Source organism: Microbacterium sp. KUDC0406 (assembly GCF_021582875.1).
GTDB lineage: Bacteria > Actinomycetota > Actinomycetes > Actinomycetales > Microbacteriaceae > Microbacterium.
Window position 1 is genome coordinate 390,160 of sequence record NZ_CP091138.1, and the last position, 12,166, is coordinate 402,325.

The following is a 12,166-nucleotide window of genomic DNA, read 5'->3' on the forward strand; positions in this document are numbered from 1 at the left end:
GGGTCGAGGGTACCCGTACCGCCGAAGCGGTGCGATCGGGTTCTGCGGAGTGAGTCTCAGACCCGGTGCGCGCGGTAGTAGTCCAGGAGCGCTCGGGTGGAGGCATCCTGCGCCGCCACGGCGTCGCTGTCCCCCTCGATCGCCGGGGCGATCTGCAGCGCGAGCTGCTTGCCGAGCTCGACGCCCCACTGGTCGAAAGAGTTGATGCCCCAGATCGTGCCCTGCGTGAACGTGATGTGCTCGTAGAGCGCGATCAGTTGTCCGAGCACGGCCGGGGTCAGCGCGGGCGCGAAGATCGACGTCGTCGGCCGGTTGCCGCTGAACGTGCGCGCGGCGACGAGCGCCCCGGTGGTGCCCTCGGCCTCGACCTCCGCCGCGGTCTTGCCGAACGCGAGCGCCTTGGTCTGCGCGAGGAAGTTCGCCAGGAACAGCCCGTGCACATCGCGGCCGTCGTCTTGCAGCGGATAGGCGGGGTTGACGAACGCGATGAAGTCGGCGGGGATGAGCCGGGTGCCCTGGTGGATGAGCTGGTAGAACGCGTGCTGGCCGTTCGTGCCCGGCTCGCCCCAGAAAACCTCCCCGGTGTCGGTGGTGACGGGCGAGCCGTCCCAGCGCACCGACTTGCCGTTGGATTCCATCGTGAGCTGCTGCAGGTACGCCGGGAACCGGCTCAGCTGCTGCGCATACGGCAGCACCGCGTGCGACTGGGCGCCGAGGAAGTTCACGTACCAGACATTGAGCAGCCCCATCAGCACGGGCACGTTGCGCTCGAGAGGTGTGGTCCTGACGTGCTCGTCGACGGCGTGGAATCCCGCCAGCAGGTCGCGGAACGCGGCGGGACCGAACACGATCGCCAGAGACAGACCGATCGCGGAGTCGACCGAGTAGCGTCCGCCGACCCAGTCCCAGAAGCCGAACGCGTTGGCGGGGTCGATGCCGAAGGCGGACACCTTGTCGAGGGCGGTGGAGACGGCGACGAAGTGGTGCGCGACGGCATCCTGCCGGCTCGCATCGTCGTCGGAGACCGCGCCGGATGCCGACAGACCGGCCCACAGCCAGTCCCGCGCGAGGCGTGCGTTGGTGAGCGTCTCGAGTGTGGTGAACGTCTTCGAGGCGACGATGAACAGGGTCGTCTCGGGATCGAGGTCGGCGGTCTTCTGCGCGAGGTCGGTGGGGTCGATGTTCGACACGAACCGGGCCTGTATCCCGGCATCCGCGTAGGGCCTGAGCGCCTCGTAGACCATCACCGGGCCGAGGTCTGAGCCGCCGATGCCGATGTTCACGACGTGCGTGACCCTCTTGCCGGTGACTCCGAGCCAGTCGCCGGAGCGCACCCGGTCGGCGAACGCGTAGAGGTCCTCCAGAACGTGGTGCACGTCGGCGTCGACGTCCTGGCCGTCCACGACCAGAGCCGGTGAGGCACCGGCCGGACGGCGCAGCGCCGTGTGCAGCACCGCGCGGTCCTCTGTGGTGTTGATGTGCGCACCCGCGAGCATCTTCGCGTAGCGCCCGGCGACTCCGGTCTCCTCGGCGAGGCGTACCAGCGCGTCCCGGATCTCATCTGTCACCAGGTTCTTGGACAGGTCGACGTGCAGATCGGCCAGGTCGAACGTGAGGCCCTCGACGCGGCGCGCGTCGGCGTCGAACCAGCCGCGCAGATCGGGGAGAAGGACTCCTGCAGCGAGGTGAGGTCCGCCCAGGCGGAGGTGCGCGTCGGGTCGATCGGAGCGTTCATGCCCTTCACGCTAGCGCTGCCGCGGCGTCCGCGTCACGATCGTTGCGGAGTAGCGTTGCAGTCATGAAGACAGTGCCGTTCGGATCCGAGACCGCCCCCGCAGTCATCGCCGGGATGATGCGCATCCCCGACAAGACGGATGCCGAGGTCCGCGACCTCTACGACACCGCACGCGGGGCGGGCATCGACTTCTTCGACCACGCCGACATCTACGGCGGCGCGATGCACGTCTGCGAGGACCGCTTCGCCTCCGCACTGAACCTCAGCGACGCCGAGCGCAGCGAGATCGTCATCCAGACCAAGGCCGGCATCGTGCCCGCCGACCAGATGTTCGACTTCTCGTACGACCACCTCATCACCCAGGTGGAGGGCTCGCTGAAGGCACTGCGCACCGACTACATCGATGTGCTGCTGCTGCACCGTCCCGACGCCCTCGTCGAGCCCGAGGAGGTCGCCCGTGCGTTCGACGAGCTCAGCGCCTCGGGCAAGGTGCGCGCGTTCGGCGTCTCGAACCACACGCCGCGGCAGATCGACCTGCTGCGCACGGCGGTCACCCAGCCGCTGATCGCCAACCAGCTGCAGCTGTCGATCACGCACTCGCCGATCATCGCACAGGGCCTGTCCGCGAACATGCACGGCGCCGACCAGAGCGTCGTGCTCGACGGCGGCGGCATCGTGGAGTACTGCCGCGCAGGCGGAATCACGATCCAGGCATGGTCGCCGTTCCAGGCCGGATTCTTCAACGGCGTCTTCCTGGACAACCCGGACTACCCCGAGCTGAACGCCGTACTCGAGCGGCTGGCCGCGAAGTACGGCGTCACCCCGCTCGGCATCGCCACGGCCTGGATCACCCGGCATCCGGCGAAGATGCAGGTCGTGCTCGGCACGACCACCCCGCAGCGCGTCGCGGACGCCGCGGCCGGAGCCGACATCGAGCTGACCCGGCCGGAGTGGTACGAGCTGTTCCGCACGGCAGGGCACATCGTCCCTTAGCTCCGCGCGGGCGCACGGATCCCACGAGAGAAGAGAACCGGATGGGTACAGTCATCGGCGCCGAAGAGCTGCGCGCGCTTCTCGATTCGGGAGCGGAGGCGCGCGTCCTCGATGCGCGCTGGAAGCTCGGGCGCGACGACGGGCGTGAGCAGTACCTCGCGGGCCACATCCCCGGCGCGGTGTACGTCGACGTCGAGGGCGAGCTGTCCCGCCATGGGGATCCGCGCGACGGGCGGCATCCGCTTCCCTCCGATGAGGCGTTCGCCGAGGCCGTGCGTCGGTGGGGAGTGCGAGCGGGCGTGCCAGTGGTCGTCTACGACGACGCGGGGATGCTGGCATCGTCCCGCCTCTGGTGGGCGCTGCGGCGCACCGGCTTCGCCGACGTCCGCGTGCTGGACGGCGGATGGGGCGCCTGGCTGGCCGCCGGCGGCGGGGTGCAGACCGAGGAGGAGCCGGTCGAGGCGAGTGACATCCGGGTGGATGCCGCCGGAGCAGCGGGCTCCATCGACACCGACAGCGCCGCTACCTGGCCCCGCGGCGGCGTGCTCGTCGATGTGCGCGCGGCCGAGCGGTACCGACGGTGAGACCGAGCCTCTCGATCCTGTCGCAGGCCACGTGCCCGGCGCGGTGAACCTGCCCATCGTGCAGCTGCTCACCGATGACGGCCGATTCCGCTCCGCCGCCGACATCGCCGAGACGTTCGACCGGGTCGGTGCGACCGCCGATGTTCCGATCGCCGCATACTGCGGATCGGGTATCACCGCAGCGCAGTTCGCCCTCGCCGGTGCGCTGATCGGGCGTGAGGTGACGGTGTACCCGGGCTCGTGGAGCGCCTGGTCGAATCGGCCGGAGCTCCGGGTCGCGACCGGTCCGCAGCCTGACGGCGCGGCCTAGACTGAGGGCATGCCGCTGCTCTCGCTTCTCATCGTCGCACTGACGGTCGTGGCGCTGATCGACATCATCACCCGCGACGACTCGCAGGTGAAGCACATGCCCAAGTTCGTGTGGGTGCTGCTGGTGGTGTTCCTGCCCCTGATCGGAGGCATCCTGTGGTTCGCGATCGGCCGGGAGTATCCCGACGGCGGCATCCGGCTCGGACGCGAGCGGCCGGCGCGCCCCGCGCGGCGCGAACCGTCGGCGCCCGCTGCGCCGATGCCTCCCGTGGACACCCGCAGCACCGAGCAGCAGATCGCCGACCTCGATCGCGAGATCGAGGAGTGGCGGCTGCGCGAGGAGATCGCCAAGCGCAAGAAGGACGGCCCTGCGGCAGGCTCGGGAACCGGCGCGAGCGAGGTCTGAGCCCCGTCAGCCGGCCACGACGGCCTCGCGATCGAAGGATTCCCGCAGCGCCGCCTCGAGCGTCGGATAGCGGAACGCGTATCCGGCCTCGGCGAGCCTGCCCGGCAGTACCCAGCGGCTCTTGAGGATGAGCTCGGTCTCGGTGCGGATGCCGATCGCTCCGAGCTCCAGCATCCATCTCGGCAGTGGCGGACCGAGCCGCGCGCCCAGCACCCGACGAACCGTCGCCATGAACGTCGCGTTGTCGACCGGCTCGGGCGATGCCGCGTTGACCGGCCCCTCGAGCTCTGGGTGCTGCTCGAGGAAGTCGATGATGCCGACCACATCGTCGACGTGCGCCCAGCTGAATCGCTGCTGCCCCGCCCGTGCGCCCGGGAAGTGGGCCGTGCCGGCGACGCGGCGGGAACGGCTCACCGGCCATCGACCGTCGTGCTGTGCACCGCCGAGGCCGACTGCGGCGAGCCTGCGCAGCGGTGCGAGTACGCCGCCGTGTCCCAGCACGATCGCGCTGCGCAGCGCGACGCGACGGGTCGCGGGCAGCGGGTCGGCGAAGAGTGCGCGCTCCCAGGCCTTCGCCACCTGTACGGAGAACCCGGTGCCGAGTTCGCCGGTCGCCTCGGTCATCGCTCTGTCCTCTGCGTGCCGGTAGATCGTCGCCGTGGAGGAGTTCACCCACAGGGCAGGTGGGGCGGCGGCGCGGACGATCGCGCCGCTGAGCGCGGCGGTCGTGTCGAGGCGGGAGGAGAGGATCTCGGCCCGGTTCGCAGCGGTGTAGCGGCAGTTCACGCTCCTGCCCGCGAGGCCGATCACCAGCGCGGCGCCGTCGACCGCTGTGTCAATGCCCGACTGATCGGCCCAGCCGAGGTCGGCGCCGGAGCGGGAGACGGTGACGACCTCGCGCCCCTCCGCGCGAAAGTGCGCCACGAGGCGGCGCCCCATGAACCCCGAGGAACCGCCGATCACGACTCTGCCACCGGTCATCCTGTGTCCTCCTCGATGCCAGGCTAGCGCCTTATTTGAACATGTTCAAGAATCGTCAGCGGCCGCGGGCGGGTGAGCGACGATCTGGTGCGACGTTCGCCGGTCAGCGCTCGATCGCGACGTAGGCGTCGACGTTCGAGGGGGACAGCACGTGTCGCGCGACCATGATCGCCGCGCCGAGTACGGCTGCCCTGTCGCCCGCCTGCGTCTGCACGATCGCGAGATGCTGCGTCGCCAGCGGGATGGACCGGCGGTAGACGACCTCGCGCACCCCGGCGAGGAGGTGCTCTCCAGCCCGCCCGACGCTGCCGCCGAGCACGATGACGGAGGGGTTCAGGAGATTCACGACCGTGGCGAGGACCTCGCCGACGTCTCTTCCCGCCTGCCTGGTCGCCTCGATGGCGGCGATGTTCCCCACCCGGACGAGATCCACGACGTCGGAGCTGCTCTCCGCTGCGACTCCCTGCGTGCGCAGCGTGGCGGCGATCGCCGTTCCGCTCGCGACATCCTCGAGATCGAGCCCCCCGTCCGAGGTGCGAACGCTTCCCGGCGAGTGCGGCACGCGCACGTGCCCCATGTCGCCCGCGGAGCCCTGGGCGCCGCGCTGCAGTGTGCCGCCGGTGATGATCCCCGCGCCGATACCGGTGGCGACCTTGACGAAGACGAGATCGGTGGCATCCGGAAAGCTGGTGGCCTGCTCGCCGAGGGCGAGGATGTTCACATCGTTGTCCACGAGCACGGGGACGTCGAAGGTGCGCTGTACATACCCGGGGACGTCGAACCGGTCCCATCCGGGCATGATCGGGGGGTTGTACGGTCGGCCGGTCGAGTGCTCCACGGGGCCGGGGACGCCGATCCCGATCCCGATGAGGGGTATCTGTGGCATCCGGGAACCGGCGAGGAGCTCGCCGCCCTGGCCGACCACGTGGTCGAGCACGGCTTCCGGGCCGGCACTGATGTCCATCGGCCGCGTCGTCGAGTCGAGGATGCGTCCGGCGAGGTCGGAGACGGCGACCGTCGCGTGCGAGGCGCCGAGATCCGCCGCGAGGACGAGTCCCGCCCGGGCGTTGAAGGCCACGCGGGCCGGTGGGCGGCCGCCCGTGGACGCAGCCTCGCCGGCGGGCACGATGAGGCCGGACGCCAGCAGGGCGTCGACCCTGCTGGAGACTGTCGACCTCGCCAGGCCCGTGAGGTGGACCAGGTCCGCCTTGGTGCGGGCGTGGCCGTCGAGCAGCAGCTGGAAGATGTCGCCGGCCCCCGGTGCGGCGCCGTTCCCATACCGTTCGCCGTCGCTCATACGGTCAGTAAACCACAGCGAGTTCTTCGACATCTGACGCTCGACAAAAAACTTTTGATGAAGAACTAGCAAAAGTAGGCATGCTTGTGTCAGAATCCTCGACATGACAACGGACGTCACAGACACCGGCGTCGGAACGATCCGATCCGGCTTCCTCGGCGGGGGCTTCATGGCCCAGGCCCACACACGAGCCGCGCGAGCAGCCGGCGCTGAGCTCTTCGCTCTGGCGAGCTCAAGCCTGCAGCGTGCAGAGGGTTCTGCAGCCGAACTGGGGGTGGAGCGCGCGACCACGCTCGACGGCCTGCTCGCCGGTGACAGCGATGTGGTGCACATCTGCACACCGAACGCGACGCATGCCCCGTTCACTCTCGCCGTCCTCGACGCGGGCAAGCACGTCATCTGCGAGAAGCCGCTGGCCACGACGCTCGTGGACGCCGAGGAGCTGGCGGCTGCGGCATCCGAGTGCGGTGTGGTCGCCGCCGTGCCCTTCGTGTACCGCTATCACCCGATGGTGCGCGAGGCGAGGGCGCGGATCCAGGCCGGCGAGCTGGGCGCTCTGCTCACGGTCGACTGCGGATACCTGCAGGACTGGATGCTGCTGCCCGAGGACGACGACTGGCGGGCGACCTCCGCCGAAGGCGGGCCATCGCGCGCCTTCGCCGACATCGGCTCGCACGTCTGCGATCTGCTCGAGTTCGTGGCGGGCGAGCGCATCGTCCGTCTCACTGCGCGCACCCGCATGGTGTACTCCGAGCGCGGCGGCCACAAGGTCAGCAACGAGGACGCCGTCAGTCTGCTCGTTGAGCTCGAGTCCGGCGCGATCGGCACGGTGCTCATCTCGCAGATGGCAGCGGGACGCAAGAACGCACTGACGCTCGAGCTGCACGGTGCGCTCTCCAGCATGCGCTTCGACCAGCAGCGGCCGGAGGAGCTCTGGATCGGACGGCGCGGAGAGAGCTCGCACCTGTTCCGCGATCCGGACAACGCCCATCCGGGGGTGTCCCGGTTCTCACGGCTGCCCGTCGGTCACGCTCAGGGGTATCAGGATGCTTTCAACAGCTTCGTGGCCGACGCGTACGCGGCCATCCGCGGTGAGGATCCGGACGGGCTGCCCACCTTCGACGACGGCCTCCGTGCCGCCAGGCTCACCGACGCCGTGCTCCGCGCCGCCCGTGACGAGCGCTGGATCGACGTCCGCGAACTCCAGAACTGACCACCCGGAAGGAACACCGAGAAATGGCTGAGCAGTACGACCTCGTGATCGTCGGATCGGGACCGAACGGCGCGATCATCGCCGAGCAGGTCCACGCGCAGGTGCCCGAGGCGACCATCCTGGTCGTCGATGCCGGACGCGAGATCACGGGCGTCCCCGGAGAGCATCTCGTCGAGGTCGACGAGAACGCGATGAACGCCTCCTATGAGGATCTCATGCGGCGCGCCAGGCAGATCGAGTACGTCATCGGCGCGGCATCCATGAACGAGATCGAGGGCGACGCCTGGACGCCGGACTCGTCCGGGATCTTCCCTGCGGCATTCTTCGGGCACAACTTCGCGGCGTTCCCCGGCGCATCCATGGCCTGGAACATCGGCGGCATGGGCGTGCACTGGACCGCTGCCACGCCCTGGCCCTACGCCGAAGAGGTTCCCGCCTTCCTTCCGCACGGGGAGTGGGAGGCCGATCTCGAGACCGCCCGCAAGCTGCTGCGCACCTATGTCGGACCGCTCGTGGACAATCCCTTCACCGAGCCGATCTTCGCGGCGCTGCGCGAGGCGGTGCCCAGTCACGATCCCGCACGGCAGTTCGGCTACATGCCGATGGGCGGTGCTCCCCACAAGGACAGGCCGTTCGCCCGCACGGGTCCCCGCGACATCGCACCGTTCCTGTTCGACGGCACGGAGCCGAACGTCACGCTGCGCACCGGCGTCCTCGTCACCCGCCTCGAGAACGATGGGACCAGGATCACCGGAATCGCCGGCAGGGATGTGGCCACGGGGAGGAGGTCGCCGTCGACGGACGGATCGTGCTGATCGCCGGTGACGCACTGCGCACGCCCCAGTTGCTCTGGGCATCCGGCATCCGCCCTGCGGCACTGGGCGTGCGGCTCAACGAGCACGCGTCGATCGACGGCGACGTCGAGATCGACGCAGCGCGGCTCGGCCTGACCGACGCCGACATCCCCACTCCGCCAGCCGGCGAGCCGTTCATCGGCTCGTACTGGAGTCCCTCCATCGGCGCGGCGCGCCCGGCCCACGGACAGCTGATGGAGCGGGAGTTCGACGGCAAGCACGTGCTCGGCGTCGGATGGTACTGCGCGACCGAGATCCGGCCGGAGAACCGCATCGAGTTCTCCGACGAACGCACCGATGCCGTGGGCATGCCGCACATGACCGTGCACTTCTCGTACTCCGATCCGGACCTCGCCGAGATCCGGCGCACGATGGACGTTCAGCGCGCGGCGGCGAACGCCATCGGTGCGTTCCCGGACGGCGATTCGGAGCTGCTTCCGCCGGGGGCGTCGCTGCACTACACCGGCACCGTCCGGATGGGACCGGAAGACGACGGGACCACCGTCGTCGACACCGACGGACGCGTCTGGGGATTCGAGAATCTCTTTCTCGCCGGCAACGGTGTCATCCCCACCGCCCTCACCTGCAACTCGACTCTGACCGGCGCCACTCTCTCCGTGCGCATCGCCCGCGCGGTGTCCGCGGCGCTCTGACCACCCGTACCACCCACCCACACCACTAGGAGATGATCGCGATGCACCTCTACCCTTCTTCGCGACGCCGGGCGACGATGCTCGGACTGGCTCTCGTGACGGCCGGGGCCCTCGCCCTGACCGGATGCGGACGCAGCGACGACACCGGAACCGGCGGTGACGGCGCCGGCACGACGATCGACGACAAGCCGGCCAAGGGAACAGTCGAAGTCTGGACGCAGGGCGCCGACGGCGCCAAGCTCCCCGAGATGTTCGAGAAGTTCAAGAAAGACAATCCGGACGTCACCATCAAGATGACGCAGGTGCCCGACACCGAGTTCATCTCGAAGATGACTGCGGCGATCACAGCGGGAACCGTCCCCGACCTGATCTACGCGTTCACCGAGTCGCAGTCGGCTCTGCTGGCGACCGACGGCTTCGACCCGGTGCCGGACGGGCTGGTGAAGGCCGACGACTTCTTCCCGGCGATCTGGGACAACTCGGTGATCGACGACATCGCCTACGGCGTGCCCTGGTACGCCTACGCCGACATGACGATCTACCGCAAGGACCTCGCCAAGAAGGCGGGCGTCGAGGCGCCGACCGACTGGGACAGCCTGCGCACCTTCGGCGAGAAGCTGAAGGCATCCGGCGTCGAATACCCGCTCGCACTGTACGTGAACTACGACTCGTACACGGCGCGCCAGCTGCTCACCTTCGCGAAGCAGAACGACGGCGGATTCATCTCAGATGATCAGAAGACCTGGACGATCAACTCCCCGGAGAACGTCGAGGCGCTGGAGTACTGGTCCGGGCTGATCAAGGACGGCCTCGCATCGCCGGATGGTCCCGCGTTCCTGGACACGGTGTCGTGGTCGACGACGGGCAAGAACGCCGCGATCATCGACGGCGGCCCCTGGTTCATCGGCTGGTTCGATGACGCCAACGGAAAGGGCTGGGCGGACGAGAACCTGGACCTCGCGGTGGCTCCGGTCGGCCCTGACGGCGACGAGGCGACGACGGTCGGCGGTGGCAGCTGGTTCGTGCCCCAGGACTCGGAGAACAAGGACGCGGCATGGAAGTTCGCGCGCTTCATGTCCCAGCCCGAGAACCAGGTGCAGTGGTACCAGATCTTCCACAACATGCCGGCGCTCAAGGCCGCCTGGGATGATCCGGCCATGCAGGGCGATCGCGTCCTCGACACCGTCAAGGCGGGTCTCGAGACAGGCGTGAACCTGCCGAAGGTGTCCACCTGGACCCAGGTCGGCGATGTCATCGGCCAGCAGATCGAGAAGGTCGTCCGCGGCGGGATCTCCGCGAAGGATGCTCTCGACGAGGCGCAGAAGCAGGCTGAGTCCATCGGGACAGGTCAGTAGGAGCATCATGACGACCACGGCCACTCGGGCCCTCGTCACCCCGGAGGCGCCCGCGCGGCGCCCCGGGGCATCCGGAGGGCGCATGAGGGCACGAGGGCCGAAGCAGTAGCGGCCTGGCTGTTCCTGACACCGTTCCTCGCATTGTTCGCCCTGTTCACCGCGGTCCCGGCCGTCCTGGCGATCGGGGCCAGCATGACCGACATGACCGCTCGCGACATCCGCGATCCGCTGGGGGTCAACTTCACCGGGTTCGAGGCGTTCGCGAAGATCATCGGGAACCCGGGGTTCCAGAGCGCCTTCCTGAACACCGTCATGTTCGTCGTGCTCTGCGTGCCGCTGAGCATGGGGATCGGCTTCATGCTCGCCCTGATGCTGAACAACGGGATCCGCCGTCTGCGCACCTTCTTCCGTGCCGCCGCTTACGTGCCGGTGATCACGAACATCGTCGCCGCGGCGGTCATCTGGCAGTACGCATTCTCGATCTCCGGTCCGGTGAACACCGCGTTCGCGGGGTTCGGCCTTCCGCAGCCGAACTGGCTGGGCGAGCCGGGCTGGGCCATCACCACCGTCGTGATGATGGGCGTATGGCGCACCGCCGGAACCTGCATGATCCTCTTCCTCGCCGGCCTTCAGGCCGTGCCCGAGGAGATCTACGAGGCTGCATCCACCGACGGCGCCGGACGCTGGCGGACCCTGTGGTCGATCACCCTTCCGCTGCTGCGTCCGACCACGCTGCTGGTCACGGTGCTGCAGACCGTGTCATTCCTGAACATCTTCGAGGAGCCCTACCTGCTGACCAAGGGCGGGCCGCTCGGCTCGACCAAGTCGATCGCGGTGTGGGTGTACGAGCAGTTCGGCTTCGGGAACATCTCCGCATCGATGGCGGGTTCCGTGCTCCTGCTGGTGCTCGTCGGCATCGTCGCCATCGTCCAGTTCAGATTGCTGAGGCCGAAACATTGAAAACTCTGTCTCCGACGCGCCAGGCGCTCACTTACACCGCGCTGGTCGTCATCACGATCTTCATGCTCCTGCCGTTCGTGTGGGTGCTCTTCGGCTCGTTCAAGACGCAGTCCGAGTTCCTGCACAGCCCTGGGGCGTGGTTGCCCGATTCGTTCCAGATCCAGAACTACGTGCAGCTGTTCGCCGAGCGGGGCTTCGGCAACTACATGGTCAACAGCGTCATCGTCTCGGGCGTCGCCGTCGTCGGCAACGTCGTGTTCAGCGCGATGGCCGGTTACGCCCTCGCGAAGCTGCGGTTCCGACGGAGGGCATTGGTCTTCCCGCTCGTGATCGCCGCCATGATCGTGCCCTATGTCGCGCTCTTCGTGCCGCAGTTCATGGTGGTCGTGCAGATGGGGCTGGTGAACACACTCACCGCGATCATCCTGCCGGTGCTGGTGCTGCCGCTGAGCGTGTTCATCATGCGCCAGTTCGCCCACTCCGTTCCGTTCGAGCTCATGGAGGCGGCGAGACTCGACGGCGCGGGGGAGGCGCGGCTGTTCTTCCGCATCTTCCTGCCGCTGACCGGACCGGGGCTCGCGACCGTCGCGATCCTCTCGTTCCTGACCTCGTGGAACAACTTCCTCTGGCCGCTGGTGGTCGCGCAGTCCCAGGACACCTACACGGCGCCTGTCGGACTGTCTGTGGCATCGCAGGCGTCGAACACGATCTCGTTCGGCCTGCTGCTGGCCGGCGCGATGGTCGTGCTGCTGCCCATCCTCATCCTGTTCCTGTTCCTGCAGAAGTACTTCATCCAGGGCGTCGCGACCGCCGGCTTGAAGTGACG

General features: G+C 68.4%; 12 protein-coding genes and 1 pseudogene. 10 read left to right on the forward strand and 3 right to left on the reverse strand.

Annotated features, from left to right (window positions below; all coding sequences use genetic code 11):
- Positions 1-56 precede the first annotated feature (56 nt).
- Positions 57-1,735: pseudogene (pgi, locus tag L2X99_RS02105) on the reverse strand (glucose-6-phosphate isomerase).
- A gap of 63 nt (positions 1,736-1,798) precedes the next feature.
- Between pgi and L2X99_RS02110 the strand changes: the two are divergent.
- Genes L2X99_RS02110 through L2X99_RS02120 form a run of 4 tightly spaced genes read left to right on the forward strand, consistent with a single transcriptional unit; the run spans position 1,799 to position 4,027 of the window.
- Positions 1,799-2,728, forward strand: coding sequence for an aldo/keto reductase (locus L2X99_RS02110; protein WP_236125263.1), 930 nt, complete (start codon positions 1,799-1,801; stop codon positions 2,726-2,728).
- 41 nt (positions 2,729-2,769) lie between these two features.
- Positions 2,770-3,312 (forward strand): sulfurtransferase, encoded by a 543-nt coding sequence (locus tag L2X99_RS18085; protein ID WP_329608113.1) that lies wholly within the window; start codon positions 2,770-2,772, stop codon positions 3,310-3,312.
- 31 nt (positions 3,313-3,343) lie between these two features.
- The gene (locus L2X99_RS18090; protein ID WP_329608114.1) at positions 3,344-3,622 is read left to right on the forward strand and encodes a sulfurtransferase; all 279 of its coding nucleotides are present in this window, start codon (positions 3,344-3,346) and stop codon (positions 3,620-3,622) included.
- Positions 3,623-3,631: 9 nt separating this feature from the next.
- On the forward strand, positions 3,632-4,027 hold the full coding sequence (locus L2X99_RS02120; protein WP_236125262.1) for a PLD nuclease N-terminal domain-containing protein: 396 nt from the start codon (positions 3,632-3,634) through the stop codon (positions 4,025-4,027).
- Positions 4,028-4,033: 6 nt separating this feature from the next.
- Here the strand turns inward: L2X99_RS02120 and L2X99_RS02125 are convergent, their stop codons facing one another.
- Both L2X99_RS02125 and L2X99_RS02130 read right to left on the reverse strand, forming a co-directional pair.
- On the reverse strand, positions 4,034-5,008 hold the full coding sequence (locus L2X99_RS02125; protein WP_236125261.1) for an epimerase: 975 nt from the start codon (positions 5,006-5,008) through the stop codon (positions 4,034-4,036).
- Positions 5,009-5,111: 103 nt separating this feature from the next.
- Positions 5,112-6,305: an ROK family transcriptional regulator gene (locus L2X99_RS02130; protein ID WP_236135574.1), complete on the reverse strand. Its 1,194-nt coding sequence runs from the start codon at positions 6,303-6,305 to the stop codon at positions 5,112-5,114.
- 103 nt (positions 6,306-6,408) lie between these two features.
- Between L2X99_RS02130 and L2X99_RS02135 the strand changes: the two genes are divergently transcribed.
- The 6 genes from L2X99_RS02135 (at position 6,409) to L2X99_RS02160 (ending at position 12,164) form a co-directional block, all read left to right on the forward strand.
- On the forward strand, positions 6,409-7,518 hold the full coding sequence (locus tag L2X99_RS02135; RefSeq protein WP_236125259.1) for a Gfo/Idh/MocA family protein: 1,110 nt from the start codon (positions 6,409-6,411) through the stop codon (positions 7,516-7,518).
- A gap of 23 nt (positions 7,519-7,541) precedes the next feature.
- A complete protein-coding gene (locus L2X99_RS02140) occupies positions 7,542-8,333 on the forward strand; it encodes a hypothetical protein (protein WP_236135575.1) in 792 nt (263 codons plus the stop codon).
- Positions 8,327-9,025: a GMC oxidoreductase gene (locus tag L2X99_RS02145; RefSeq protein WP_236135576.1), complete on the forward strand. Its 699-nt coding sequence runs from the start codon at positions 8,327-8,329 to the stop codon at positions 9,023-9,025. The genes L2X99_RS02140 and L2X99_RS02145 overlap by 7 nt, the downstream gene beginning before the upstream one ends.
- 41 nt (positions 9,026-9,066) lie before the next feature.
- On the forward strand, positions 9,067-10,380 hold the full coding sequence (locus L2X99_RS02150; RefSeq protein WP_236125257.1) for a sugar ABC transporter substrate-binding protein: 1,314 nt from the start codon (positions 9,067-9,069) through the stop codon (positions 10,378-10,380).
- A gap of 201 nt (positions 10,381-10,581) precedes the next feature.
- Positions 10,582-11,340: a carbohydrate ABC transporter permease gene (locus L2X99_RS02155; protein WP_236135577.1), complete on the forward strand. Its 759-nt coding sequence runs from the start codon at positions 10,582-10,584 to the stop codon at positions 11,338-11,340.
- Positions 11,337-12,164 (forward strand): carbohydrate ABC transporter permease, encoded by an 828-nt coding sequence (locus L2X99_RS02160; RefSeq protein WP_236135578.1) that lies wholly within the window; start codon positions 11,337-11,339, stop codon positions 12,162-12,164. Before L2X99_RS02155 ends, L2X99_RS02160 begins: the two co-directional genes overlap by 4 nt.
- Positions 12,165-12,166: the final 2 nt, after the last annotated feature.

Coding starts and splice junctions, on each gene's coding strand:
- L2X99_RS02110 (WP_236125263.1), top strand. CDS start 1,799: ATGAAGACAGTGCCGTTCGGATCCGAGACCGCCCCCGCAGTCATCGCC.
- L2X99_RS02130 (WP_236135574.1), bottom strand. CDS start 6,305: ATGAGCGACGGCGAACGGTATGGGAACGGCGCCGCACCGGGGGCCGGC.
- L2X99_RS02125 (WP_236125261.1), bottom strand. CDS start 5,008: ATGACCGGTGGCAGAGTCGTGATCGGCGGTTCCTCGGGGTTCATGGGG.
- L2X99_RS18085 (WP_329608113.1), top strand. CDS start 2,770: ATGGGTACAGTCATCGGCGCCGAAGAGCTGCGCGCGCTTCTCGATTCG.
- L2X99_RS02140 (WP_236135575.1), top strand. CDS start 7,542: ATGGCTGAGCAGTACGACCTCGTGATCGTCGGATCGGGACCGAACGGC.
- L2X99_RS02155 (WP_236135577.1), top strand. CDS start 10,582: ATGACCGCTCGCGACATCCGCGATCCGCTGGGGGTCAACTTCACCGGG.
- L2X99_RS02135 (WP_236125259.1), top strand. CDS start 6,409: ATGACAACGGACGTCACAGACACCGGCGTCGGAACGATCCGATCCGGC.
- L2X99_RS02120 (WP_236125262.1), top strand. CDS start 3,632: ATGCCGCTGCTCTCGCTTCTCATCGTCGCACTGACGGTCGTGGCGCTG.
- L2X99_RS02150 (WP_236125257.1), top strand. CDS start 9,067: ATGCACCTCTACCCTTCTTCGCGACGCCGGGCGACGATGCTCGGACTG.